The sequence below is a fragment of the Methyloceanibacter caenitepidi genome (genome assembly GCF_000828475.1).
Lineage (GTDB): Bacteria > Pseudomonadota > Alphaproteobacteria > Rhizobiales > Methyloligellaceae > Methyloceanibacter > Methyloceanibacter caenitepidi.
Map to the genome: position 1 here is coordinate 101,774 of NZ_AP014648.1, position 23,741 is coordinate 125,514.

The 23,741-nt window shown below is 64.0% G+C and carries 23 protein-coding genes and 1 tRNA gene; 8 read left to right on the forward strand and 16 right to left on the reverse strand.

Annotated features, from left to right (window positions below):
- The first annotated feature begins 8 nt into the window (after positions 1 to 8).
- Positions 9 to 1,412, forward strand: a complete 1,404-nt coding sequence (gene lpdA, locus GL4_RS00540; RefSeq protein WP_045363381.1) for a dihydrolipoyl dehydrogenase — start codon at positions 9 to 11, stop codon at positions 1,410 to 1,412.
- Positions 1,413 to 1,445: 33 nt separating this feature from the next.
- Here lpdA and GL4_RS00545 read toward each other — a convergent pair whose 3' ends face one another.
- Positions 1,446 to 2,420: a tyrosine recombinase XerC gene (locus tag GL4_RS00545; RefSeq protein WP_045363384.1), complete on the reverse strand. Its 975-nt coding sequence runs from the start codon at positions 2,418 to 2,420 to the stop codon at positions 1,446 to 1,448.
- Between the two features lie 96 nt (positions 2,421 to 2,516).
- Here GL4_RS00545 and GL4_RS00550 point away from each other — a divergent pair, with 96 nt between their 5' ends.
- From GL4_RS00550 to GL4_RS00575, 6 genes are all read left to right on the forward strand, one after another.
- Positions 2,517 to 4,736: a primosomal protein N' gene (locus GL4_RS00550; RefSeq protein ID WP_045363387.1), complete on the forward strand. Its 2,220-nt coding sequence runs from the start codon at positions 2,517 to 2,519 to the stop codon at positions 4,734 to 4,736.
- 225 nt (positions 4,737 to 4,961) lie between these two features.
- Entirely contained in the window at positions 4,962 to 5,522 is a 561-nt protein-coding gene (locus GL4_RS00555) for a F0F1 ATP synthase subunit delta (RefSeq protein ID WP_045363390.1), read from the forward strand.
- Positions 5,522 to 7,051, forward strand: a complete 1,530-nt coding sequence (gene atpA, locus GL4_RS00560; RefSeq protein WP_045363393.1) for a F0F1 ATP synthase subunit alpha — start codon at positions 5,522 to 5,524, stop codon at positions 7,049 to 7,051. The genes GL4_RS00555 and atpA overlap by 1 nt, the downstream gene beginning before the upstream one ends.
- An 8-nt stretch (positions 7,052 to 7,059) precedes the next feature.
- The gene (locus tag GL4_RS00565; protein WP_045363396.1) at positions 7,060 to 7,947 is read left to right on the forward strand and encodes a F0F1 ATP synthase subunit gamma; all 888 of its coding nucleotides are present in this window, start codon (positions 7,060 to 7,062) and stop codon (positions 7,945 to 7,947) included.
- 19 nt (positions 7,948 to 7,966) lie between these two features.
- Positions 7,967 to 9,454 (forward strand): F0F1 ATP synthase subunit beta, encoded by a 1,488-nt coding sequence (atpD, locus tag GL4_RS00570; RefSeq protein ID WP_082025368.1) that lies wholly within the window; start codon positions 7,967 to 7,969, stop codon positions 9,452 to 9,454.
- Positions 9,454 to 9,855 carry a F0F1 ATP synthase subunit epsilon gene (locus GL4_RS00575; protein ID WP_045363399.1) on the forward strand — a complete coding sequence of 134 codons (402 nt, stop codon included), beginning with the start codon at positions 9,454 to 9,456 and terminating at the stop codon, positions 9,853 to 9,855. Before atpD ends, GL4_RS00575 begins: the two co-directional genes overlap by 1 nt.
- A 100-nt stretch (positions 9,856 to 9,955) precedes the next feature.
- On the opposite strand, the gene GL4_RS00580 is transcribed toward GL4_RS00575, so the two are convergent.
- The 13 genes from GL4_RS00580 to rplU all read right to left on the reverse strand — a co-directional run bounded on the left by GL4_RS00580 (position 9,956) and on the right by rplU (position 21,549).
- A complete protein-coding gene (locus GL4_RS00580) occupies positions 9,956 to 10,462 on the reverse strand; it encodes an RNA pyrophosphohydrolase (RefSeq protein ID WP_045363402.1) in 507 nt (168 codons plus the stop codon).
- 84 nt (positions 10,463 to 10,546) lie between these two features.
- The gene (locus GL4_RS16445; RefSeq protein WP_082025369.1) at positions 10,547 to 11,773 is read right to left on the reverse strand and encodes a divergent polysaccharide deacetylase family protein; all 1,227 of its coding nucleotides are present in this window, start codon (positions 11,771 to 11,773) and stop codon (positions 10,547 to 10,549) included.
- Between the two features lie 160 nt (positions 11,774 to 11,933).
- Positions 11,934 to 13,301, reverse strand: coding sequence for a S41 family peptidase (locus GL4_RS00590; protein ID WP_052463999.1), 1,368 nt, complete (start codon positions 13,299 to 13,301; stop codon positions 11,934 to 11,936).
- Positions 13,298 to 14,662, reverse strand: coding sequence for a murein hydrolase activator EnvC family protein (locus tag GL4_RS00595; RefSeq protein ID WP_052464000.1), 1,365 nt, complete (start codon positions 14,660 to 14,662; stop codon positions 13,298 to 13,300). Before GL4_RS00595 ends, GL4_RS00590 begins: the two co-directional genes overlap by 4 nt.
- Positions 14,663 to 14,747: 85 nt before the next feature.
- Positions 14,748 to 15,233: a 23S rRNA (pseudouridine(1915)-N(3))-methyltransferase RlmH gene (gene rlmH / locus GL4_RS00600; RefSeq protein ID WP_045363405.1), complete on the reverse strand. Its 486-nt coding sequence runs from the start codon at positions 15,231 to 15,233 to the stop codon at positions 14,748 to 14,750.
- A gap of 39 nt (positions 15,234 to 15,272) precedes the next feature.
- Positions 15,273 to 15,683: a ribosome silencing factor gene (gene rsfS / locus GL4_RS00605; protein WP_045363408.1), complete on the reverse strand. Its 411-nt coding sequence runs from the start codon at positions 15,681 to 15,683 to the stop codon at positions 15,273 to 15,275.
- 178 nt (positions 15,684 to 15,861) lie between these two features.
- On the reverse strand, positions 15,862 to 16,434 hold the full coding sequence (locus GL4_RS00610) for a nicotinate-nucleotide adenylyltransferase (RefSeq protein ID WP_045369123.1): 573 nt from the start codon (positions 16,432 to 16,434) through the stop codon (positions 15,862 to 15,864).
- Positions 16,435 to 16,502: 68 nt separating this feature from the next.
- On the reverse strand, positions 16,503 to 17,744 hold the full coding sequence (locus GL4_RS00615; RefSeq protein ID WP_045369125.1) for a glutamate-5-semialdehyde dehydrogenase: 1,242 nt from the start codon (positions 17,742 to 17,744) through the stop codon (positions 16,503 to 16,505).
- Positions 17,745 to 17,824: 80 nt separating this feature from the next.
- Complete coding sequence (gene proB, locus GL4_RS00620) at positions 17,825 to 18,952, reverse strand: glutamate 5-kinase (RefSeq protein ID WP_052464732.1); 1,128 nt, start codon at positions 18,950 to 18,952, stop codon at positions 17,825 to 17,827.
- Positions 18,949 to 19,992: a GTPase ObgE gene (gene obgE, locus GL4_RS00625; RefSeq protein ID WP_045363415.1), complete on the reverse strand. Its 1,044-nt coding sequence runs from the start codon at positions 19,990 to 19,992 to the stop codon at positions 18,949 to 18,951. Before obgE ends, proB begins: the two co-directional genes overlap by 4 nt.
- 63 nt (positions 19,993 to 20,055) lie before the next feature.
- Complete coding sequence (locus GL4_RS00630) at positions 20,056 to 20,586, reverse strand: GNAT family N-acetyltransferase (RefSeq protein WP_244462651.1); 531 nt, start codon at positions 20,584 to 20,586, stop codon at positions 20,056 to 20,058.
- Positions 20,587 to 20,673: 87 nt separating this feature from the next.
- Entirely contained in the window at positions 20,674 to 20,934 is a 261-nt protein-coding gene (gene rpmA, locus GL4_RS00635) for a 50S ribosomal protein L27 (RefSeq protein ID WP_045363418.1), read from the reverse strand.
- A gap of 12 nt (positions 20,935 to 20,946) precedes the next feature.
- Positions 20,947 to 21,549, reverse strand: a complete 603-nt coding sequence (gene rplU / locus GL4_RS00640; protein ID WP_045363422.1) for a 50S ribosomal protein L21 — start codon at positions 21,547 to 21,549, stop codon at positions 20,947 to 20,949.
- A 325-nt stretch (positions 21,550 to 21,874) separates the two neighbouring features.
- Between rplU and GL4_RS00645 the strand changes: the two genes are divergently transcribed.
- Positions 21,875 to 21,964, forward strand: a tRNA-Ser gene (locus GL4_RS00645).
- A gap of 158 nt (positions 21,965 to 22,122) precedes the next feature.
- Here GL4_RS00645 and GL4_RS00650 read toward each other — a convergent pair.
- Together GL4_RS00650 and GL4_RS00655 are read right to left on the reverse strand one after the other, a co-directional pair.
- Complete coding sequence (locus tag GL4_RS00650) at positions 22,123 to 22,953, reverse strand: nucleotidyl transferase AbiEii/AbiGii toxin family protein (RefSeq protein WP_172653258.1); 831 nt, start codon at positions 22,951 to 22,953, stop codon at positions 22,123 to 22,125.
- Between the two features lie 89 nt (positions 22,954 to 23,042).
- Complete coding sequence (locus GL4_RS00655) at positions 23,043 to 23,732, reverse strand: type IV toxin-antitoxin system AbiEi family antitoxin domain-containing protein (RefSeq protein WP_197539054.1); 690 nt, start codon at positions 23,730 to 23,732, stop codon at positions 23,043 to 23,045.
- Between the last annotated feature and the right edge of the window lie 9 nt (positions 23,733 to 23,741).

Sequence of the window (23,741 nt, forward strand, 5' to 3'; positions counted from 1 at the left end):
ACAGTCCTATGAGTACCTCCTACGACCTGATCGTCATCGGCACCGGCCCTGGCGGCTATGTTTGTGCCATCCGCGCCGCTCAGCTCGGCATGAAAGTGGCAGTCGTGGAGAAACGCGCCACCCATGGCGGCACCTGTCTCAACGTGGGCTGCATCCCGTCCAAGGCGCTGCTGCATGCGTCCGAGGCCTATGCCGAGGCGTCCGAGCACTTCGCCGCGATGGGCATCAAGGTGAAGCCGGAGCTGGACCTTGCCGCCATGCTCGCCTTCAAGGACGAAGGCGTGAAGGGCAATGTGGACGGCATCGAGTATCTCCTGAAGAAGAACAAGATCGACGCCTATGTCGGGCTCGGAACGATCCTCGCCCCGCACCAGGTCGAGGTAACGCCGGAGAAGGGCGACAAGCAGACGTTGGAAACCAAGGCCATCGTCATCGCCACCGGATCCGAGGTCGCGCACGTGCCGGGCATCGGTGTGGACGAGAAGCGCATCGTGTCGTCGACCGGCGCGCTGTCGCTGCCGAAGGTGCCGAAGCGCCTCATCGTCATCGGCGGGGGCTACATTGGGCTCGAGCTCGGCTCGGTCTGGTCGCGGCTCGGCTCTGAGGTGACCGTGGTCGAGATGCTGCACACGATCACGCCGGGTCTCGACGGCGAGGTGGCCAAACAGCTGCAGAAGATCCTGAAGAAGCAGGGGCTGACCTTCAAGCTCGGCGCCAAGGTGACCGGGGTCGACACCGCGGGCAAATCGGTGAAGCTCACTATCGAGCCGGCGGAGGGCGGCAAGGCCGAGACGCTCGAATGCGACGTGGTCCTGGTCTCGATCGGGCGCGTGCCGAATACGGAAGGCTTGGGGCTCGCCAATATCGGCGTCGAAACCCACGCGCGCGGGCGTATCGTCGTTGACCACCATTTTCAGACCAACGTGCCGGGCATCTATGCGATCGGCGATGTCATCGCCGGGCCCATGCTGGCGCACAAGGCCGAAGAAGAAGGCGTGGCCGTCGCCGAGATCCTGGCCGGCCAGGCCGGACACGTGAACTACGACGTGATCCCGTCTGTGGTGTACACCGCGCCGGAAGTAGCTTCCGTCGGCAAAACCGAGGAGCAGCTCAAGGAGGACGGCGTCGCCTACAAGACCGGCAAGTTCCCCTTCACCGCCAACGGCCGCGCCAAGGTGAACCGCACCACCGAGGGCTTCGTCAAAGTCCTCGCCGACGCTGTCACCGACCGCGTGCTCGGTGTGCATATCATCGGCCCCGACGCCGGCACGATGATCGCCGAAGCCGCCGTATTGATGGAATTCGGCGGCTCGGCGGAGGACTTGGCGCGCACGTGCCACGCCCACCCGACGCTCAACGAAGCGGTGAAGGAAGCGGCACTCGCCGTCGACAAGCGTCCCATTCATATGTAGCGGCTTGCGCTACGGGCCCGCCGCCCTCAAGCCTCAAGCTCGGGGGTGGGCGCTCTCGTAAGCCTTCAAGAGGTGCGCGCGGTCGACCTCCGTATAGCCTTGGGTGGTCGACAGGCTTGCATGGCCGAGCAATTCCTGAATCGCGCGCAAATCCGCACCCGCGCCTAAGAGATGTGTGGCGAAGGAATGACGCAGCGCATGGGGCGTCGCCGTCGAAGGCAGCCCCAGCGCGGCACGCGCCTTCTCCAAGCGGAGCTGGATAATCCGTGGGCTGAGCCTTTTTCCGCGCACGCCGATGAAGAGCGGATCGTCAGGGCCCAGCTTCTTCGGGCACAAATCAAGATAGCGCTCGACCGCCGCGCGGGCGACCGGCAGCACCGGCACGACCCGCGTCTTGTTGCCCTTGCCGGTCACGCGAAGCGTGTCACGGCCCTTGATCGGCGCGTCGCAGACCTGAAGGCTTAGCGCCTCGGAAATGCGAAGCCCTGAGCCGTACAGCAATGTCAGCACGGCGGTATCGCGGGCGAGCGTCCATTCGGGTGCGTCGGGCGCGGCAATGTCGGCCCCCTCCATCAGCGCGGTGGCCTTTTCCTCCGGCAGAGGCTTCGGCACCGCATGGGGCAGCTTCGGCATGGACACGGCGCGAACGGCATCGTTCTTGCCGTAACCGCGCCGCTCCAGGAACTGGAAGAACATGCGTAGCGCACTCAAAGACCGGGAGAGGCTGCGGCTCCCCACGTCCTGGCCGCGCCGGTAGGCGAGGAAGGAGCGCACATCGCGGGCCGACACCGACAGAAGTCCTGCCATATCCGGCGCGCCGCCGAAATGCTGGCCCAAGAAGAATAGGAACTGCCCGAGATCGCGGGTATAGGCCTCGACCGTGTGGGCGGCGAGATCGCGTTCGGTGGTGAGATAGGCAAGCCAAGCCTCGACGGCGGCGGCCACATCCGGCGCCGTCCCGATCGCCGCGAGGCCTGGATAGGCCCCCTCTTGCGGTTTCGAAGCCATCTTGCTCCCCCAGAACACCTCAGGCGCTACTATGGCGGGGTGAGTCGTTAACCCCCCGCTAACCCCATTGGCGAAGCGCAACCGAAACGCCCGATCTTGGCCAAGTCCGAACCAGACCAGACCCAGCTGATCCCCGAGGAGACGCCCGAGACGGTGCCGGTGCTGGTCCCGCTCGCGCTGCCCGCGCCGTACGACTATCTCGTGCCCGAGGGTGCAGATGTTCGTCCCGGGTCCTTCGTGGTCGCCCCGCTTGGGCCTCTGAAATACGTGGCCGCGGTCTGGCGGCGCCCCGAAGGCGCGGCCGCGCCGAACATCCCCAGGTCCAAGCTGCGCGCACTGGTAGACGTGCTGGACGATGTCCCGCCCCTGCCGGAGATCTCCTTGGATTTCGCCGAATGGGTCGCGGACTACACGCTGACCCCGCCCGGCATGGTCCTGCGCATGATGATGAGCGCCAGCGCAGCGTTTCAGCCGCCGCCCCCGCGCTATGGCGTGCGCCTCGCCGGGCCGCCGCCCGAACGCATGACGCCGGCCCGGACCCGCGTGCTGGACGCGGCGGGCAACGGGCTGATCTGGGTAAAGTCGCTGCTGGCGGAGGCTGCGGGCGTCAGCCCCGGCGTGATCGACGGCCTAGTCGATGCCGGTACGCTTGTGGCGGAGCCTTTGCCCGACACCATCGCGCGCGAGCTCGATCCGTCTCTGCTGCGCGCCGAACTCTCGGACGAGCAGAGACGCGCGGCGGAGCAGCTCCTCGACAACACGCGTGACGGGTTTGCCGTCTCGCTGCTCGACGGCGTCACGGGCTCGGGCAAGACGGAAGTCTATTTCGAGGCCATCGCTCAGGCGCTTAGCGACGGCAAGCAGGCTCTCGTCATGATCCCGGAAATCGCGCTGACCGCCGCGTTCCTTACCCGTTGCGAGGAGCGCTTCGGCGCGCGTCCCGCCGAATGGCATTCGGGTCTCACCCAGTCCGCGCGGGGGCGCACGTGGCGCGCGGTGGCCGAAGGCAAGGCACAGCTCGTCGTCGGCGCGCGTTCGGCACTGTTCCTGCCGTTCCCCAATCTTGGGCTCATCGTGGTCGATGAAGAACACGACCAGGCCTACAAGCAGGAGGACCGCGTCTCCTATCAGGCCCGCGACATGGCCGTGGTGCGGGGGCATCTCGGCAAATGTCCCGTCGTCCTGAGTTCGGCAACGCCCTCCATCGAAAGCCTGGTCAACGCGGAACAAGGCCGCTACCGGCACATTCCGTTGCGGGCGCGCTACAAGGCGGCCGGCCTGCCCGACCTCAAAGCCATCGACATGCGCAAATCCCCGCCCGAACGCGGTTCCTGGCTGTCGCCGGTGCTGACCGAGGCCATGGCGGAAACGCTGGCGCGCGGGGAACAGGCGCTGCTGTTCCTGAACCGGCGAGGCTATGCCCCACTCACGCTTTGCCGGAAATGCGGCTATCGCTTCGAGTGTCCGAACTGCTCTGCCTGGATGGTTGAGCATCGATTCCGTCACCGGCTCGAATGCCACCATTGCGGCAAGTTCGCGCCCATCCCCGACGAATGCCCGAGCTGTGGGGCTGAGGAATCCCTCGTCGCCTGCGGGCCCGGCGTCGAGCGCATCGCCGAAGAAGTGGAGGCGCTGTTTCCGGAGGCGCGCCGCGCCATTCTCTCTTCCGACCTCACACCGCGCATCGCGGATCTGCGCGAGACCCTGCGGGAGATCGAGGATCGCGAGGTGGACATCGTCATCGGCACGCAGCTGGTCGCCAAGGGCCACCACTTCCCGGGGCTGGCGCTGGTGGGTGTGGTCGATGCCGATCTCGGCCTTGCCCAAGGGGACCCGCGCGCGGCAGAGCGCACCTTCCAGCTCCTGAGCCAGGTCACGGGCCGGGCCGGCCGCGAAGCCATCGCCGGGCGCGGCCTGCTCCAGACCTATATGCCCGAGCACCCTGTGCTCCAGGCCCTGGTCGCGGGCGACCGCGACGCCTTCTACGCGCAGGAGATCGAGGCCCGCCGCGAAGCGGGCATGCCGCCCTTCGGCCGGCTCGCCTCTCTTCTTATATCGGGGAGCGACCGGGCCGCGGCGGAAAGCTATGCCCGCAGTCTCGCCCGAGCGGCCCCACCCGCCGAAACGATCGAGGTTCTGGGACCCGCCGAAGCGCCACTCTCGGTGGTCCGGGGCCGCTATCGCTACCGCATTTTGGTGAAAGCACCCCGCGAGGCCGACATCCAGGCGTACCTGCGCCTCTGGATGGCGGACGCTCCCAAGGCGCGCGGCTCCATCCGCCTCTCCATCGACATCGATCCCTATAATTTCCTCTGAGGGCTGACCCAAACCGGCGCGTGCGGCGTTAGAATCGCGCACCTCTGTTGCGCGCCCGTCACCCCTATGTTACAGGCAGCCCCGGGTATCCAAGGAGCGGTTCGACGGGGCCTTTTTCAGGCGCTTTTTCCGTTGACGCGGGGGCTCTAATCCCAGCATTTACCGGACTGTTAGGGTGGGTCGGCAGAGGTCTGCGCCTGCCTCAAAGGGAGAGGTTTGAGGGACGTGGCATCTGAGGATCATACCGTATCGGGCGTTGCAGGCCGTTATGCCACGGCGCTTTTCGAGCTCGCGCTCGAAGAGAAGGCTCTCGAGAAAATCGAGACCGATCTCAACACGTTCGGCGAAGCGCTCGATGCCTCCGAAGACCTCGCCCGGCTGGTCAACAGCCCCATGTTCTCCTCCGAGGAGCAAGGCCGGGCCCTCGAAGCCGTCCTCGACGAAGTCAAGATCGACGGCCTTACCAAGAATTTTCTGCTGCTGGTTTCAAAGAACCGCCGGCTCTTCGCCGTGCCGGGCATGATCGGGGCCTTCCGCGCGCTCCTCGCCGACCATCGCGGTGAAATCAGCGCCACGGTCGCCTCCGCAACGGCACTCAACGACACACAAGTTACAGCCCTGAAGCAGGCCTTGAAGGCCGCCCTCGGCAAGGACGTCATGCTCGATCAGCGTGTCGATCCGAGCCTGCTTGGCGGTCTCACGGTGAAGGTCGGCAGCCGCATGATCGACACCTCGCTTCAAACGAAACTCACCCGTCTCAAGCACGCCATGAAAGAGGTTGGCTAATGGATATCAGAGCCGCCGAGATCTCCGCGATTCTCAAGGACCAGATCAAGAATTTTGGGCAGGAAGCCGAAGTGGCCGAGGTCGGCCAGGTGCTTTCCGTCGGTGACGGCATCGCCCGTGTCTACGGCCTCGACAACGTTCAGGCCGGTGAAATGGTCGAATTTGCCGACGGCACGCCGGGCATGGCCCTGAACCTCGAAGTCGACAATGTCGGCATCGTGATTTTCGGCGACGACCGGAACATCGGCGAAGGCGACGTCTGCAAGAGGACCGGCAACATCGTGGAAGCCCCTGTCGGCAAGGGTCTGCTCGGCCGCGTTGTCGACGGTCTCGGCAACCCGATCGACGGCAAGGGCCCCATCGACGCCACCGAAATGCGCCGCGTGGACGTGAAGGCGCCGGGCATCATTCCCCGCCAGTCGGTGCACGAGCCCATGCAGACCGGCCTCAAGGCTGTCGATGCGCTGATCCCGGTCGGCCGCGGCCAGCGCGAGCTGATCATCGGCGACCGTCAGACCGGTAAGACCGCGATCATTCTCGACACGATCCTCAATCAGAAATCGATCAACGATCGCCCTGACGAATCTCAGCATCTGTATTGCATCTACGTCGCCGTCGGCCAGAAGCGCTCGACGGTCGCGCAGTTCGTGAAGGTCCTCGAGGAGAACGGCGCGCTGCCCTACTCCATCGTCGTTGCCGCCACGGCGTCCGACCCGGCCCCGATGCAGTTCCTGGCGCCGTTCACCGGCTGCACCATGGGCGAGTACTTCCGCGACAACGGCATGCATGCCCTCGTCAACTATGACGATCTTTCCAAGCAGGCCGTTGCCTACCGCCAGATGTCGCTCCTGCTTCGCCGTCCGCCGGGACGTGAAGCCTATCCGGGCGACGTGTTCTACCTTCACTCGCGTCTGCTGGAGCGCGCGGCCAAGCTCAATGCCGACAACGGCTCGGGCTCGCTGACCGCCCTCCCCGTCATCGAGACGCAGGCCAACGACGTGTCGGCCTATATCCCGACCAACGTGATCTCGATCACCGACGGCCAGATCTTCCTTGAGACCGATCTGTTCTATCAGGGCATTCGTCCCGCCGTGAACGTCGGTCTGTCGGTGTCCCGCGTGGGATCTTCGGCTCAGATCAAGGCCATGAAGCAGGTTGCCGGTAAGATTAAGGGTGAGTTGGCCCAGTATCGCGAGATGGCGGCCTTCGCCCAGTTCGGTTCGGACCTCGACGCCACGACGCAGAAGCTGCTGAACCGCGGCGCGCGTCTGACCGAGCTCCTGAAGCAGCCGCAGTTCTCGCCGCTCACGGTCGAGGAGCAGGTTGTCTCCATCTACATGGGTGTGAACGGCTATCTGGACGCTTTGTCGGTGTCCGACATCGGCCGGTTCGAGGACGAATGGCTTCGCTACATGCACACCGAGCACCAGGACCTTCTCGACACGATCCGTGATGAGAAGAAGATCTCCGACGAGTCCGGTGATAAACTGAAGGCCGCTGCCGACAAATTCTCGAAATCCTTTGCGTGAGTTGATTCATGGCCTCGCTAAAGGAGCTTCGGAACCGTATCGCCTCGGTTAAGGCGACCCAGAAGATCACCAAGGCCATGCAGATGGTGGCCGCGGCGAAGCTTCGCCGGGCGCAGATGGCAGCCGAAGCGGCGCGTCCCTATGCCGAGCGCATGGAGGCCGTGCTTTCAAACCTGGCCGAAGCTCTGAAAGGCCTCGAGGGCGAAGGCTCGCCGCTGATGGTCGGAACGGGCAAGGACGATGTGCATCTCTTGGTGGTGTGCACCTCCGAGCGCGGCCTTTGCGGCGGCTTCAACTCGTCGATTGTCCGCAAGGCGCGTGAGAAGGTGCTGCAACTGACCGGACAAGGCAAAGAGGTGAAGATCCTCTGTGTCGGCAAGAAGGGCTACGATCAGCTTCGCCGCCAGTTCAAGGCGCAGATCATCGACGTCATCGAGTTCCGCGGCATCAAGCAGCTCTCCTTCGAGCATGCCGATCAGGTCGGGCAAAAGGTCCGGGCCATGTTCGAGGCCGGCGAGTTCGACGTGGCGACATTGTTCTACGCGGAGTTCAAGTCGGTCATCAGCCAGACCCCGATCGCCCAGCAGATCATTCCCGCCTCTATCCCCGAGGGGAAAGAGAGTGGCGTGGACCTGAATGGCGCGATCTACGAGTACGAGCCGGAGGAATCGGAGATTCTCGCCGACCTCCTGCCGCTCAACATCACGACCCAGATTTTCAAGGCGCTGCTTGAGAACGCCGCGTCGGAGCAAGGCGCTCGCATGAGCGCCATGGATAGCGCGACGCGCAATGCCGGCGAGATGATCGGCAAGCTGACGCTGAACTATAACCGGACCCGCCAGGCCCAGATCACCAAGGAGCTGATTGAGATCATCTCCGGTGCTGAGGCCCTCTAGTCAGTCAAGGAACGGAACGATGGCAAAAAAACCCGTGGTGGCAGAGACCAAGAAGCAAGAGAAGCGCATCGCCGAAGGCAAGGGGCCCAAAGGCCATATCCGCCAGGTGACCGGCGCTGTCGTCGACGTGCAGTTCGACGAGCATCTGCCCGAAATTCTGAACGCGCTCGAGACCGAGAACCAGGGCAACCGCCTCGTTCTTGAGGTCGCCCAGCATCTTGGCGAGAACACCGTTCGCACCATCGCCATGGACTCGACCGAAGGTCTCGTCCGCGGCCAGCAGGTGGTCGATACGGGCGAGCCGATCGCCGTTCCGGTCGGCGCGAAGACGCTCGGCCGCATCATGAACGTCATCGGCGAGCCGGTGGACGAGCTGGGGCCGATCGAGACTTCCGACAGCCGCCCGATCCATGCACCGGCGCCGTCCTATGTGGACCAGGCGACGGAATCGGAAATTCTGGTCACGGGCATCAAGGTCGTCGATCTGCTCGCGCCTTACGCCAAGGGCGGCAAGATCGGCCTGTTCGGCGGCGCGGGCGTCGGCAAGACCGTGCTCATCATGGAGCTGATCAACAACGTCGCGAAGGCTCACGGTGGTTACTCCGTGTTCGCCGGCGTCGGCGAGCGTACGCGCGAGGGCAACGACCTCTATCACGAGATGATCGAGTCCGGCGTGAACAAGGATCCGAAGGAAGGTTCCATCGAGGGTTCGAAATGCGCCCTCGTGTACGGCCAGATGAACGAGCCTCCGGGAGCCCGCGCTCGCGTGGCCCTGTCGGGGCTGACAGTCGCCGAGTCCTTCCGTGACGAAGGTCAGGACGTGCTGTTCTTCGTGGACAACATCTTCCGCTTCACCCAGGCCGGTTCCGAAGTGTCCGCCCTGTTGGGCCGCATTCCCTCGGCCGTGGGCTATCAGCCGACGCTGGCCACGGACATGGGCGCCCTGCAGGAGCGGATCACCACCACCCAGAAGGGTTCGATCACGTCCGTGCAGGCCATTTACGTGCCGGCCGACGACCTGACCGACCCGGCCCCGGCGACCTCGTTCGCCCATCTGGACGCCACCACCGTGCTGTCGCGCACCATCGCCGAGAAGGGTATCTACCCGGCCGTGGACCCGCTCGACTCCACCTCGCGCATGCTCGACCCGCGCATCCTCGGTGAAGAGCACTACGCCGTGGCCCGCCAGGTGCAGGAGATCCTGCAACGCTATAAGGCCCTGCAGGACATCATCGCCATTCTCGGCATGGACGAGCTTTCCGAAGAGGACAAGCTCACCGTGGCCCGCGCCCGTAAGATCGAGCGCTTCCTGTCGCAGCCGTTCCACGTTGCCGAGGTCTTCACCGGTTCGCCGGGCGTCCTCGTCGACCTCAAGGACACGATCGCGGGCTTCAAGGGCCTGTGCGACGGCGACTACGATCACCTGCCTGAGGCGGCGTTCTACATGGTCGGCACCATCGAGGAAGCCGTCGCCAAGGCCGAGAAGCTTGCAGCCGAGGCCGCTTAATGCCCGATCCGTTCAAGTTCGAACTGGTATCGCCCGAGAAATTGCTGTTCTCGGGCGACGTTGAGCAGGTGCTCGTGCCGGGCGCCGAGGGCGACATGACCATCATGGCTAAGCACGCCCCGCTCATCACGACGCTGCGCCCCGGGTTGCTCGAGATCGACTTCCCGGGCGGCAAGCGTCAGCGCTTCTTTGCGCAGGGCGGTTTCGCCGAAGTGATCCCGGCCGGGCTCACTGTTCTGGCGGAGACGGCGATCGATCTGGACGAGATGGACCCGTCCGAGCTCGCACAGTCGATCAAGAATGCAGAGGAAGATGTTGCTGACCTCTCGGGCGAAGCCAAGGACAAGGCTCAGATGACGCTCGAGCATCTTCGGCAAGTGCAGTCGGCCTTGGGCGCATAAGCTGCGCGGAGCGCGATACGCCGGATGCAGAGGGAGGCCTGACGCCTCCCTTTTTTGTTGGCTTCTCCGTCTGCGGCTGGCGGCTGATCGGGCCGGCCAGCTATTTGCTGACGAGATGGGAGAACGCGTCGACGACGGCGGTGTAGACGGCCTGCTTGAACGGCACCACCAATGACGGCAATTCGGCCATGGGCACCCAACGCCACGCGTCGAACTCCGCCTTGTGATCGGGACGTGGCCGCAGATCGATATCGCTCTCAGGTCCCTCGAAGCGCGCGGCGAACCACATCTGTTTCTGACCGCGATACTTGCCCTTCCAGGCCACGCCCACGAGTTCCGGCGGCAGATCGTAGACGAGCCAGTCCTCGGTCTGCGCGAGAAACGTGACCTCACGGACGCCGGTCTCCTCCCACAGCTCGCGCCGGGCAGCGTCCTCAGGCGCCTCGCCCTTGTCGATGCCCCCTTGCGGCATCTGCCACCATTTCCCGCGTCCCTCGGCATCCCCGTCGCCACGGTCGGGACGCCGTCCGACGAAGACGTGCCCGTCCGCATTCAACAGCATCACGCCCGCGCACGGCCGGTAGGGAAGACTGGTCGAATCGGTCATGGTCTCGTCTTTATCGCTTGGAGATGGCAGGGGCTGAACGCATCCGTTGAGCCACGCGCCGCAGCATCGAGTCAAGCTCTCAGATCAGCTTTGCCGCCGCGCCTGGAAGGCGGCGCTCACCGGCACGAGGACAAGCCCCTTGCTTTCCAGCGAGCCGGCCCAATCGGTGATCTGCTTGACGGTGCCGGGCGCCGCCTTCGCGACTCCGATCGCGGCCCCGTTTTCCTTCGCGGCCGCCTCGAGTTTGGCGAGCTGGCTGTCGATCCGGCCGGCATCGAGTTGGACGTCGGCGACGTCGTATTCGAGCTCGAGGGCGGAGGCGACCCTTTTTGTCACAGCGGCGTCCGTTGAGCCATCAGACAGATACAGGAGGCCCCGGCGCTTGAGTTCTTCGAAGACCGGGGCGACCGAGCCGAGGTCGGATTGGAACTTCGCCCCCATATAGTTCGTCACGCCGATATAGCCTGAATAGCGCGACATCGCCCATTGCAGGCGCTTGATGTTGTCTTTTGGGGGGAGTGAGGTGAGGAGAGCGTGGGGGCCGGGGTCGTTCGTCGGGTAGTCGTTGGGCTCCAGGGGAATTGCGAGGAAGACCTCGTGCCCGGCCGCGCGAGCGTCTGTTACGCGCTCTTGGAGCCCGCGCCCATAGGCGCCGTATGCGAGACTGACTGGCGGCGGCAGTCCCTTGATGATGTCGCCGTCTTGGTCCCCCGGCACCCCTAAACCGTTGAGGAGCACGGCAACTCGTGGCGGACCGCCCTCGACGTCGGCATAGTCGGACGGCCGCGCATAGACATCCGCTGGACGGCTTCCGTCGGCGGCGACTTTCGGCAAGGGGCCGTAGGGGGAGTCTTCGACGATGGCGGGCAGCGGGGCCTCGGGCAGCGGCTCGTCAGCCGACCGGTCGATCCCCGGCACAAGGCTCGCGAGGGCGACATTGCCGCCACGCTCCGAAGCCTGCGCAACGTTCTCGTCTTTGTCGTCAACCGCGCCGCTCTGACCGGGAAACGCCGGTGCTGCCGGCGCCGCGGGCATTTGAGGCGCAGCCGGCGCCGTAGCGGGGCCCTGACCGGGCGGCGCCATTCCCGGAGGCGAAACCTGGGCGGGCGGCGCTTGAATCCGCGGAGCTGTCACGGAAAAACCCGGCGGCGGCATGATTCCGCCCGGACTCGCTGCCGCTGGCGCCTCGGCCGGCGCCGACTCGATCTGGACGACTTCCGCGGGCTCGGGTCCCGACAGAAAGATCAGCGCAATGACGCCAATCACCAAGGTCCAGAATATTATCCCCGACGCAACGGCTAGGGCCTTCATCCTGTGGCCTTCATGTTGTCGTCCTCCCCACTTCCAGACTGAACCGCCTGGATACTGCCTTTGTACCAAGGCTTATACAACACAAGGCTAGTACATCAGACGGCAGCCAACCAAGCCCGCTGAGCGCTTTCCCACGAATTACGCTCTCGCGGACCGCCGTCTAGTTCGCGGCCTCTGACTTGCTTGGGGCCTCGGCTTTCTGCTTCAGCTCCGTATCGACAGACTTGGTGCCGCGCAGAATCTCCAAACCGTAGATGAGCTGCGTATCCTTCGTCTTGTCCTCGGGAACATAGGAAGAGGAGCCGGATTTCTCCTCTTTGCCCTCCTCCAATCCCTCGTTCTTGAGGTGGCCGCGCAGATTGGCTTCGCCGCGCGTACCGATGAGCTCTTCCCGCTTCTTGATGTCCTCCGGAAGCTCCTCCTCGACCACGATGTCGGGGGTGATGCCCTTGGCCTGGATCGAGACATTCTTCGGCGTGTAGTACCGCGCCGTGGTGAGCCGGAGCGCACCATTCGCCGATCCCAGCGGGATGATCGTCTGAACCGAGCCCTTGCCGAAGGACTGCGTCCCAATGACGGTCGCGCGCTTCAGATCCTTGAGCGCACCAGCGACGATCTCGGAAGCCGACGCGGAGCCGCCGTTGATCAGCACGACAATCGGCTTACCGTCGGTGATATCGCCTTTCCGCGCGAACTCCTTCTGGACATCCTCGTTGTTGCGGCCGCGCGTCGAAACGATCGCCCCCTGATCCAGGAACGCGTCCGAGACGGCGATCGCCTGATCGAGCAGGCCGCCGGGATTGTTGCGCAGGTCGATGATGTATCCCTTGAGGTTCGGACCGAGCTCTTCCTTGAGGTCGTTGACCGCCTTGACGAGCTTCTCCGTCGTCTGCTCGTTGAAGGACGTGATCCGGATATAGCCAACATCGCCGCCCTCGGCGCTGTACTTGACCGGATTGATCTCGATCATCCCGCGGTTGAAGGTGAACTTCATCAAGTCGTCCTGACCCTCGCGGAGAATCATGAGGGTGATCGGCGTATCCACCTCGCCCCGCATCTTCTCAACCGCGTCTTGCAGGTTCATGCCCCGCACGTTCTCGTCGTCGATCTTGGTGATCAGGTCGCCGCTCAGGATTCCGGCCTTGTCGGCGGGCGTGTCGGCAATCGGCGAGATGACCTTCACGAGGCCGTCTTCCATCGTGACCTCGATCCCGAGACCGCCGAAGCGGCCCTTGGTCTGGACCCGCATGTCTTCGTAGTTGTCGAGATTCAGATATGCGGAGTGCGGATCGAGTGCGGCGAGCATGCCATTAATGGCCGACTCGATGAGCTTCTCGTTCTCGGGCTCTTCCACATAGCCCTTACGGACACGCTCCAAGACCTCGCCAAACAGGTCGAGCTGCTTGTAGATCTCCGAATTCGCGGCTTCGGCCGAAGGGCTCCGCGCCAGGCTCACCATTGTCGAGCCAGCGGCAATAACCGCAACCACCAGTAGCGCCCATAAAGCGTATTCGGACTTCCGCATCATCCTTGCACCTTCCCGGATGCCTCGGCCCACCATGGGCCGGGGTCTATAGGCCGTCCGTCCTTTCTGAATTCCACATAGAGGACGGGGCGTGAACTTTGGCCGCCGGAACTATCCGGAGCCGGTGATTTGCCCATGACGGCGATCGGCTCGCCGGCAAGAACGAATTGGCCGAGGCTAACGTCAATACGGCTCATCCCCGCGAGCAAAATATGATAGCCCCCGCCAGCATTGATGATCAAGAGTTGGCCATAGGACCGGAACGGGCCCGAATAGACAACCCAGCCGTCCGCCGGGGCCGTGACGCGGGCTTCCTCGCGGGTCTGCATCGCTACGCCTTGAATCGCAACACCGGCAGAATCCTTGTCGCCGAAGCGCTGGAGTCTCTCCCCTTGCGCTGGCAGGCGTAGGCTACCCTTGGCATCGCCAAAAGGCGTGACCGGCGTCATCCGGGCCGGATCGGCAAAGGCGACTTTTTTCGAATCCGGCTTGAGCTCGACCACACGCTCGTTGGCGGGCGTGGCCATGACCTCCTGCTTGAGCCGTTCCCGCAGCGCCTTCTCGGCTTCGACCTCGGCGTCGTACTGCGCCACTTCCGCCTTGGCGATCTTCTCGTCGAGTTTCTCGACCAAATCGTTGAGAGTCTCGACCTCCGAAGCCAGCGTTTGTGCGGACTCGGTCAAGGAGGCAAGCTCCTCCTGGTCCTGCGCTTCCCTGGATTGCTTTGCGGCAATGAGCTCGTCGAGGCGCGCCTGCTCGGCCGCAAGCTGGTCGGCCTCGCGCCGCTGCGCATCGCGCTCGGCGCGGACGCGTTCTTCGACCGCGGACAGATCCTGCAGGCTTTCGGTAAGGCTGTCCGCCTGGTACTTGAGTTCGGGATAGACTTCGGCAAGCAGCATCGCGCCCCGAACGACCTTCAGCGCATCGTCGCGTCTCGTAACGATCGCCGGGGGCGGCGTTCGTCCAATCCTCTGCATGGCGCTCAGCATAGTGACAATCGCGGCCTTCCGCTCATCGATCGAGGTTTGCATCACGTTCACCTGCGCGGTGAGTTCGGCAAGTTCGCTTTCGGTTTCGGAGAGCGTCGCCTCGCTCGCCTGAACGCGTTTGCCGGCCTCGATCAGCTCGGTCCTGAGCCGTGCCCTTTCTTCTGCCAGCGCGGCGAGGTCCTTCGTCAGGCCCTCGGCCCTCACCCGGCTGGATTCCAACTCCTGTTCTGTCTCGTCGAGACGCTTCTTGGCTTCGTCCCGCGTGAGATCGTCTTGGCCGTGCACGACGCTCGTAGGCACGATGAGCAGCGCCCCAACAAGCAGGGCGGCGCGAATGTTCCGAGTGGTGAAAGTCGATCGCTCGTTGTGCGCCATGCGTCCTGGCCGTTCAGTCGATGGCACCGGAGTGAAGAGGCAGAATCAAGGCAAAAGCCTTAAGAATCCTTAACCTTTGAACCTCTCAAGCCCGGTGATACGGGTGCCCCGCCAAGATCGTCATGGCCCGGTAGAGCTGCTCGGCAAAAACGATCCGCGCGAGCCCGTGGGGCAGCGTCATAGGTCCCAAAGACAGCGACCGGGAGGCCCGGTCAAGGACTGGTTGGCCATGCCCGTCAGGGCCGCCGAGCACGAAGGCCACACCTGGGGCGGCGGCATCGTCCCGCCAGGCGCCGAGGCTGCTGGCGAAGGCCTCGCTGGAGCGCATCTCGCCGCCGGGGTCCAGACAGACGATGGTGAAGTGGTTGGGGATTTTCGCCAGCAGAGCCTCTGCCTCGGCGCACCGCCGTGCGGCGGCTTCGGGCGCGCGCGATTCGGACAACTCGATCGATGTCAGCGGCGACAGACCGAGGCTGCGGCCGAGCGCTTCAGCCCGGTCGAGATAATGGGTACAGAGCTCTCGCTCCGGTCCCTGCTTGAGCTTACCGACCGCGGCGATCAGCAGACGCACAGCCAACCTCCGCCGCGTGGGCCGGTGGTGGTCTTCCGATCAGACCACCATTCGCTCCATGGGCCGATCCGCGGACCACATCTTTTCGAGGTTGTAGAACTCACGAACCTCCGGCCGAAAGAGATGGACGATGACCTCGCCCGCATCGATCAGGACCCAGTCCCCTTGGGGAAGTCCTTCGACGCGCGCACGGCCATAGCCAGCATCTTTGAGCGCTTTGATGAGATGGTCGGCTACGGCGCCGACATGCCGCTGCGAACGACCCGAGGCGACAACCATGTAGTCGCCAATCGAAGTCTTTCCTTCCAAATCGATCACCGCGACGTCTTCGGCTTTGGCGCCGTCGAGCGTGTCGGTCACGATCTTGAGCAGTCTTCCCGGCTCGGCGCTGAATGACGCCAGTCCGGATGGAGGCGTACCGTTCACGGTACCCTCGCTAGGTGAGCGCATGTTTGCGTGGGTTTCCTTCTGCCATTGCTCCTGGAAGTGGCTTCAAGACCAGTGTCCCTTGCACGACGCTCGGGGCTTCTTCAACGACGCGCCACTTCACCCCCTCACAATAGACTGCCGGCTGGCCAAGTTTCAATAGATAGTAGCGGCCGGTTCTTCTTGCTCTTGATCTAGTAATCTAGTCCGATTCCAAGACATTTTCGCGAAGGGCGGTCGACGAGAGCCCCGACAGGCGATGGGTGAGTATGGTCCAAGCCGGAGGGCGCAGGAGCGCGAGGCCCAGCGCGTCCGTCTCGTCGATATAGGCGCCGGCGAAGCGATGCGCGGCCTTGCCCGCGCGCGCCTTGAGGCGATAGCCGGGCCGGTCCAGAACGGCGATCGGCACAAGCTCGAAGATCTCGGGCCAAGCCTTCCAGCGGTGGACCGTGGCGAGGTTGTCCGCCCCCATCAGCCAAACGAAGTGGACGCCCGAATAGCGCTGCACGAACGCCGCGAGCAGATCGGCGGTGAAGGGTGAGCCCGTTCCGCCATCGAAGCCCGTGACTTTGATCCGCGGATGGTCCGCGATGGCCCGCGCGGCGCGCACCCGTTCCGCGACCGGCGGCAGGATGGAGACGTCCTTCAGAGGATTGCCCGCCGTCACCAGCCACCAGACCTGGTCGAGCCCCAGCCGCTTCAGAGCCGCAAGGCTGATTTGGCGATGTGCCTCGTGGGCAGGGTTGAAGGATCCGCCAAGGAGACCGATCCGCATGCCGGGTGCCACCAGCGGCGCCCGCAGTTCACTCAAGGCACGCGCCTCATTCAAGGCAGGCGTCTCGCTCAAGGCCGGGTCTGGCCCTGCCCGCGCACCACATATTTGAACGTGGTGAGTTGCTCGACGCCGACAGGACCGCGCGCATGGAAGCGGCCTGTGGCAATGCCGATCTCCGCCCCCATGCCGAACTCGCCGCCGTCGGCGAACTGGGTCGAGGCATTGTGCAAGACGATGGCGCTGTCGACGCGCGCCAGAAACGTCGCCGCGGCCGCTTCGTCGTTCGTGACGATCGCTTCGGTATGGTGCGAGCTGTGCGCGTCGATATGAGCGATAGCTTCGTTGAGGTCGTCGACGACTTTGACGGCGATGATGGGCGCGAGATATTCGGTGTCCCAATCTTCATCCGTCGCCGTCTTGACGCGACTATCCGTATGCTGCGTATCTGGATCGCCGCGCACCTCGCACCCCGCTTCTATCAGCGCATCGACGATCGGCGTGAGATGGGTGTCGACGGCGGCGCGGGAGACCAGCAGCGTCTCCGCCGCGCCGCAAATGCCGGTCCGGCGCATCTTGGCGTTGACCACGATGTCCCGCGCCATGTCGAGCGGCGCGGTCTCGTCCACATAGACGTGGCAGTTGCCCTCCAGATGCGCGAACACCGGCACGCGCGCTTCCGTTTGGACCCGCTCCACGAGGCTTTTGCCGCCCCGGGGCACAATCACGTCGACGGCCCCGCCGAGACCGCTGAGAATGAACCCAACGGCCTGACGGTCCACCGACGGCACCAGCTGAATGGCTTCGCCGGGGAGACCCGCGGACTTGATCGCGTCAGTCAAAATATTGGCGATCACGAGCGACGTCAGGAAGCTGTCGGAGCCCGACCGCAAAATCACCGCGTTGCCGGATTTGAGGCACAGCGCGGACGCGTCCGCTGTCACGTTCGGACGGCTCTCGTAGATCATGCCGATGACGCCGAGCGGCACACGAACCCGCGCGATCTCGAGCCCGTTGGGCCGCGTCCAGGACGCGATCGTCTGGCCGACCGGATCGGGCAGTGCAGCAACCTCGCGGATCCCAGAGGCCATGGCCGCCACGCGGCCTTCGTCGAGCCGCAGCCGGTCGAGAAAGGCGGCATCGCGACCGTTCTTTTCGGCCGCCTCCAGATCCTTGGCGTTGGCGCTGAGAATTTTATCGGTGCCCGCCTCGAGGGCAGCCGCCATCGCCTCGAGCGCGGCATTCTTCTGCTCCGTCGTCGCCACGGCGAGTTCGGCCGCGGCCGCGCGGGCGAGGCGGCCCATGTAGAGCATCATCGGCTCCAGACTGACGGCGGGATCCTGGGCGGGGAGAGACACGTAACGTCCTTTCGTTTCCTTAGGTCAGCTGTTCCTTAGAAGCCCTTCTTCCTGAGGCTCATGTCGTCGCGGTGGATCAACTCCGGACGGCCAAGATAGCCGAGAATGTCGGCAATTTCACCGCTCTTGCGCCCGATGATCGCCGCGGCGTCCGCATGGCCGTAGGCAATCAGCCCACGGCCGATTTCGGTGCCTTCGGGGCCGCGGATGGCCACCGCGTCGCCGCGTTCGAACTGACCGACGATCTCCGTGACGCCGGCCGGTAACAGGCTCTTGCCGGACGCCAACGCCTTGGCCGCGCCGGAATCGACGATCACCGCGCCGCGGGGCTCCAGCGTACCACCGATCCAGCGTTTCCGCGCGGTCACGGGATCCGAGTGGGCCAAGAACCAGGTGCAGACCCCGGTCGAGGCCAAGACCTGCAGCGGGTTCAGCACCTTGCCACTGGCGATCACCATGTTCGTGCCGGCGCCCACCGCGATCTTGGCCGCTTCGATTTTCGTGACCATGCCGCCGCGCGACAGTTCGGACCCGACGTCGCCGGCCATCGCCTCGATCTCGGCCGTGATCTCCGGCACCACGTCGAGCCGCCGCGCGTCCGAGGATGATCCCGGCGGGGCCGTGTAGAAGCCGTCCACGTCCGAGAGCAGCACAAGACAATCGGCGCTCATCATCGATGCGACGCGCGCGGCCAGCCTGTCGTTGTCGCCGTAGCGAATCTCGTTGGTGGCGACCGTGTCGTTCTCGTTGACGACGGGGACCGCGCCGAGCTTGAGGAGCGTCGAAATCGTACTGCGGGCATTGAGGTACCGTCGCCGCTCTTCCGTGTCGCCCAAAGTCACCAGGACCTGCGCGGCCGCAAGGCCCCGCGCCCGGAACGCGCTTTCATAAGCGTGGGCCAGATGGATCTGCCCGACCGCCGCCGAAGCCTGGCTGTCTTCGAGCTTGAGCGGACCCTTGGGCAGCTTGAGCACATTGCGCCCGAGCGCGATCGCACCCGACGAAACGAGGATCACTTCCTTGCCCTGGCGGCGAAGGTCCGCGATATCGTCGCACAACGCGTCGAGCCAAGCCGCGCGCAAGACACCGGCCGTATTGTCGACCAACAGCGCGGAGCCGATCTTGACCACGATCCGGTGCGCCTCCGCCCATTCGGACCTCATGGCCGCCACCCATCCTCGGTGCGGGGCAGCGATTCTTGAGCGGCAGCAGCGCGCATGGTCTCGACCTCACGGGCAAGTGCGGCCAGAACCTCGGGTATGCCTTTGCCCGTGGCGGCTGAGACGAACAGCGGCTTGACGCCGGCGACGGCTTCTAGCGCGCGAGACTTCTCTTTCAGATCGTCGGCATCGACCGCATCGATCTTGGACAACGCCAGCACCTCGGGCTTGCCGTCGAGCCCGGCGCCGTAGGATTCGAGCTCGGTTCGGACGATTCCGTAGGCTTCGACGGGATCGTGCTCGGTGGCATCCACGAGATGCAACAGGACGGCTGTGCGCTCCACATGGCCGAGGAAGCGGTCGCCGATCCCCGCCCCTTCATGCGCGCCCTCGATCAGGCCTGGAATGTCCGCCAGCACAAAATCGAGCCCGCCGAAGCGCACCACACCGAGATTGGGGTGGAGCGTCGTGAACGGATAGTCGGCAACCTTGGGCTTGGCAGCACTCACCGTCGCCAGAAAGGTAGACTTGCCGGCGTTGGGCAGCCCGACGATGCCCGCATCGCCGATCAGCTTGAGCCGCAGCCAGATATACATCTCCTCGCCGGGCTGACCGGGATTGGCGCGCCGGGGCGCCTGGTTCGTCGACGTCTTGAAATGCGCGTTGCCGAACCCGCCATTGCCGCCATGGAGCAGGACCAGCCGCGTTCCCGGCTCGGTCATATCCGCAATCAGCGTGTCTCCGTCCTCATCGAGAATCTGGGTGCCCGGCGGCACCTTCAGCACGACGTCGGCACCTTTGGCCCCGGTGCGGTTGGAGCCCATCCCGTTGCCGCCCTTCTTGGCTTTGAAATGCTGCTGGTAGCGGAAGTCCAAAAGCGTGTTCAGGTTGGCCACGCATTCGATGACCACATCGCCGCCCCGTCCCCCGTCGCCTCCGTTGGGACCGCCGAACTCGACATACTTCTCCCGCCGGAAGCTCACGCACCCGTTGCCGCCATCACCGGAGCGGACGAAGACTTTTGCGGAATCGAGAAATTGCATGGGAAGGGATTAGCACCGGGGCGGTCATCTTGCACGCATCGCCGGACGACATGGTTTGCGCGGCTACGGATGCTGGAGCGCGGTTGCCGCCCGGGCCCGCTCCAGCCGATAGGTGAGACAGGCGACCTGCTCGCCGCGCGCCACGCAGTCGCGGGTCTCCTCGCCCTCGGACGTGAAGCCGAGCTTGCCGAGCACGCGCTGCGAGCCGGAATTGTCGACGAAATGGCCGGCCCGGATATAGGTGAAGCCATGGGTGTCGAAGGCATGGGCGATCACAGCGCGCACGGCCTCGGTCGCATAGCCGGCGCCCCAATAGGGCTTCCCGATCCAGTAGCCGAGCTCCGCATGATCGGCGTCCATGGGCATGTAGCCGGAGCAGCCGATCAGCCTGCCGTCGCGCGTCACGGCGAACACGACCCCCTCCTCCCCCTGGCCGACACGATCGACCCAGGCGCGGGCCGCCGTCTCGCTATAGGGGTGCGGTATGGTGCCGGTCATGCATGCCACGTCGAAATCGCCGGCGAGCAGGCTCATGGCCGCGGCGTCCGAATGGTCGAGCGGCCGCAGGTTCAGCCGTTGCGTTCTGATTTGCATGGGTAGGCCAACGTACATACGCAAACGCGCCCGCTAATCAGACGGGCGCGCGCAAATCTCTCGATAGTGTGGAAGCGGTTGCGCGCCTTACGAGGCGTCCGGCTTCACCGATACGTAGGTGCGGCCCTTGGCCTTGGTCGCAAATTCAACCTCGCCGTCGACGAGCGCGAACAGCGTGTGGTCCTTGCCGATGCCGACACCGTCGCCATTGTGCCACTTGGTGCCACGCTGACGAATGATAATGTTGCCGGCGATGACCTTCGAGCCGCCCGACTTCTTGACGCCGAGGCGCCGTCCCGCTGAATCGCGGCCGTTGCGTGAGGAGCCGCCTGCCTTCTTATGTGCCATGGTGGTGTTCCTTTAGCTCTTCTTCGCCGGGGCCTTTTTGGCCGGGGCTTTCTTGGCTGCGGTCTTCTTCGCAGGCGCCTTCTTGGCCGGAGCCTTCTTCGCCGCGGCTTTCTTGGCCGGCGCCTTATCTCCGCCCGACTTGTCCTCGGCCGCCTTCTTGGCGGGAGCCTTCTTAGCCGGCGCTGCCTTCTTGGCAGGAGCGGCCTTCTCGGCCGGTGCCGCATCGGCCTTTGCGGCCGGCTTCTCCGCGCTCTCCGTCTTGGCCGGTATCGGCTTGGCGGCGGCCTTGGAGGGCTTCTTGCCGTCCGTCAGAATCTCCGTGATGCGCAGGGCCGTCAGCTCCTGGCGGTGACCCTTGGTGCGGCGGTAGCCTTGGCGGCGCTTCTTCTTGAAGACGATGATCTTCTCACCGCGCTTCTGCTCGACGACCTCCGCCGCCACCATGGCGCCGGAGACCGTGGGGCTGCCCGTGGTGGCGGCACCCTCGCCGCCCAGCAGCAAAACTTCGGAGAGCTCGACGATGTCGCCCGGATTTCCGGCGACCTTCTCGATCTCGATAATGTCGTTCGGCGACACGCGATACTGCTTGCCACCCGTGCGAATGACCGCGAACATGATTCAATTCCGTCTTTTGAGGCTACTCTTCGGGCTTGATTTACCAGCGCATTTTCGCCGCCGGCACGCCGCTGAAGGAGCGATAAGCGGCGCAATATAGTGGGCAAACCTCAGAAGTCAATTCCTAGAAAGCCTGAAAATCTAAGCTTTTCGCGGAAGTTTCGGCCCGGTCGGCCAGACGCCGCACCGATCGACGACATCGGGAACCCGACCCGCGGGCCGTCCGCGCGGAGGGCCCGATCTGGAGCATTTCCGGGTCGTACGCAGTGCGGACCGGCTCGTACCGCTTGCGATGATCGCCCGGCCAAGTTACATGAGCGCGCTTGGAGAGGTGCCGGAGTGGTCGAACGGGGCGGTCTCGAAAACCGTTGAGCGCGCAAGCGTTCCGAGGGTTCGAATCCCTCCCTCTCCGCCAAGAACATATTGCGCTGCAAGCAATTTTCGAGCGCCAACGCTCTAATCGGCAACTTTCCGCTGGTCGCTCCTTCCGCGGCTTTGCAAACCGATTGCAAACTAGAGTTCGCCGGTTCGTTCTGGATTCAGTCCTTAGACAGACATCTGTAGCGCTCGCTTCTAGCGCCAAGTCACACCGTCCGGGTCCCATAGACCTTTGGCACTTTCCGGCTTTGCTAGGCCGGCGATGATTGGACCGAAGAAGCGTCGCAGTTCGTCTTGAAGATCCTCGAACGGCGGCGGCTTTAGCATCGGCGGATTCCGGCGCAGGAAGCCTTTCCATAGGCCTTGTTCTTCGACTATCGCAGCGAAAACCTCGCTAAGGCCAACGGGCATCTCGGTTGGAATGGCGGTCTCCCGGCGTTGGAGCGTGCCGTTGACGGCTTCGACAACTGTTGCCATGTCGAAGCGGAATGTCCGGGTCGTGATCCAGACGTCGTGGAAATCCTTGACCCGACCATTCGCCTCTCCGAAGCGGATCATCGCCTCGAATTTCTCAGCAACAACGGTTTCGGGCGGGTACATCAGGATGTTTGCACGCGGCAGGTCCGGGAGTAGGCCGGGGAACTCACCTCGCTTTGGCGGCGGATAGACGTGGTCGCCAAAGCCGATGTCGATCTGCACCCGAATGACCGCTCGATCCAATTCCCCGTTCAACTTTAGCCGCACGCCCTGGTATTTATCAGCTTCACGAACCGCCTCGACCGTCAGGGTGTCCGGGTCGAAACTGATGCCATCGGCGGGGAGCTCGACCTTACAAATCTGGGCGAAGAGTTTGGCGATTGCGTCAGGGTCGGGATCGCCGTGACCAAGTAGATCAAGATCGCCGGTTGGCCGGAATACATGCTCTGGCCAGGTGACAAACAGCATGGCACCCTTCAGCAGATAGCTATCGCCCGCTTCCGTCTGGCTCAGGCGGAAGAGAAGTCGCTCTATCGCGTAGCGCGTCAAGATGCGCTGGTAGTCTTCGCCGTGCTCTTTGGCGCGAGCGAGTAGTCTTGCCCTGACGGACGCCCCCGGGTTCTTGATGATCTTGACAGTCATTGCATGGCCTTGATCAACGGCTCCATCCGACGGGTTACACGGTCGATCGCGGCAAACGTCATGAGCTCGCTTGGAGTGGTCTTCCTTTGCTGCAGTGCATCGCGAAGCGCTTCGATGGCCACATCTTCTCCGACGTGGCGGCGGTGCTTAAAGCAGTCTGCGACGGTCTTAGCCACACAATAGATCGGCACATCGACTCCTTCGATGTGGACATGTTCGACGCCCGCCGACAGGGCCTGCCCTGTTGCACGGACAAATTCGAGGGGCAGGCCTTTCACATTAGGTGTGCGGGCCGCATGGGGAATGGTCATCCAGACGGCGTGTGGCAGCTGGGTGGTCAGATCATGCTGACGAAGAGCGCTAACTAGGCTGATGACTCCGTGCGGGACGAGACGGGCGGCTTCCGCCAGATTGTGCGCAATGTCTTCCCCCACACGCACCGGGTCTTGGTAAAGGCCGCGTCCGAGGCGGATCAGATCGCCGGCGTCGGTCAGGCGCTTCAGATAGACTAGGGGGATACCGGCGGCCTTGAAGTCCCGTGCGCGCACGATGCCACGAGCCCGGATCAGGCTAAGGGCTCTCTCGCGATAAGTGATATGACGACCGACCATAATGTTATATATTGCATACAATACTTGATATTTGTATACGAAAAGGAACACTTGGAAATTATTAACTGAGGTCATATATTTCCT

Coding starts and splice junctions, on each gene's coding strand:
- proB (WP_052464732.1), bottom strand. CDS start 18,952: ATGAGGTCCGAATGGGCGGAGGCGCACCGGATCGTGGTCAAGATCGGC.
- GL4_RS00615 (WP_045369125.1), bottom strand. CDS start 17,744: ATGCTCTACATGGGCCGCCTCGCCCGCGCGGCCGCGGCCGAACTCGCC.
- GL4_RS00580 (WP_045363402.1), bottom strand. CDS start 10,462: ATGACCGATTCGACCAGTCTTCCCTACCGGCCGTGCGCGGGCGTGATG.
- obgE (WP_045363415.1), bottom strand. CDS start 19,992: ATGCAATTTCTCGATTCCGCAAAAGTCTTCGTCCGCTCCGGTGATGGC.
- atpD (WP_082025368.1), top strand. CDS start 7,967: ATGGCAAAAAAACCCGTGGTGGCAGAGACCAAGAAGCAAGAGAAGCGC.
- lpdA (WP_045363381.1), top strand. CDS start 9: ATGAGTACCTCCTACGACCTGATCGTCATCGGCACCGGCCCTGGCGGC.
- rplU (WP_045363422.1), bottom strand. CDS start 21,549: ATGTTCGCGGTCATTCGCACGGGTGGCAAGCAGTATCGCGTGTCGCCG.
- GL4_RS00575 (WP_045363399.1), top strand. CDS start 9,454: ATGCCCGATCCGTTCAAGTTCGAACTGGTATCGCCCGAGAAATTGCTG.
- GL4_RS00630 (WP_244462651.1), bottom strand. CDS start 20,586: ATGCAAATCAGAACGCAACGGCTGAACCTGCGGCCGCTCGACCATTCG.
- GL4_RS00565 (WP_045363396.1), top strand. CDS start 7,060: ATGGCCTCGCTAAAGGAGCTTCGGAACCGTATCGCCTCGGTTAAGGCG.
- GL4_RS00545 (WP_045363384.1), bottom strand. CDS start 2,420: ATGGCTTCGAAACCGCAAGAGGGGGCCTATCCAGGCCTCGCGGCGATC.
- rpmA (WP_045363418.1), bottom strand. CDS start 20,934: ATGGCACATAAGAAGGCAGGCGGCTCCTCACGCAACGGCCGCGATTCA.
- atpA (WP_045363393.1), top strand. CDS start 5,522: ATGGATATCAGAGCCGCCGAGATCTCCGCGATTCTCAAGGACCAGATC.
- GL4_RS16445 (WP_082025369.1), bottom strand. CDS start 11,773: ATGAAGGCCCTAGCCGTTGCGTCGGGGATAATATTCTGGACCTTGGTG.
- rsfS (WP_045363408.1), bottom strand. CDS start 15,683: ATGCGCTCACCTAGCGAGGGTACCGTGAACGGTACGCCTCCATCCGGA.
- GL4_RS00595 (WP_052464000.1), bottom strand. CDS start 14,662: ATGGCGCACAACGAGCGATCGACTTTCACCACTCGGAACATTCGCGCC.
- GL4_RS00655 (WP_197539054.1), bottom strand. CDS start 23,732: ATGACCTCAGTTAATAATTTCCAAGTGTTCCTTTTCGTATACAAATAT.
- GL4_RS00590 (WP_052463999.1), bottom strand. CDS start 13,301: ATGATGCGGAAGTCCGAATACGCTTTATGGGCGCTACTGGTGGTTGCG.
- GL4_RS00610 (WP_045369123.1), bottom strand. CDS start 16,434: ATGCGGATCGGTCTCCTTGGCGGATCCTTCAACCCTGCCCACGAGGCA.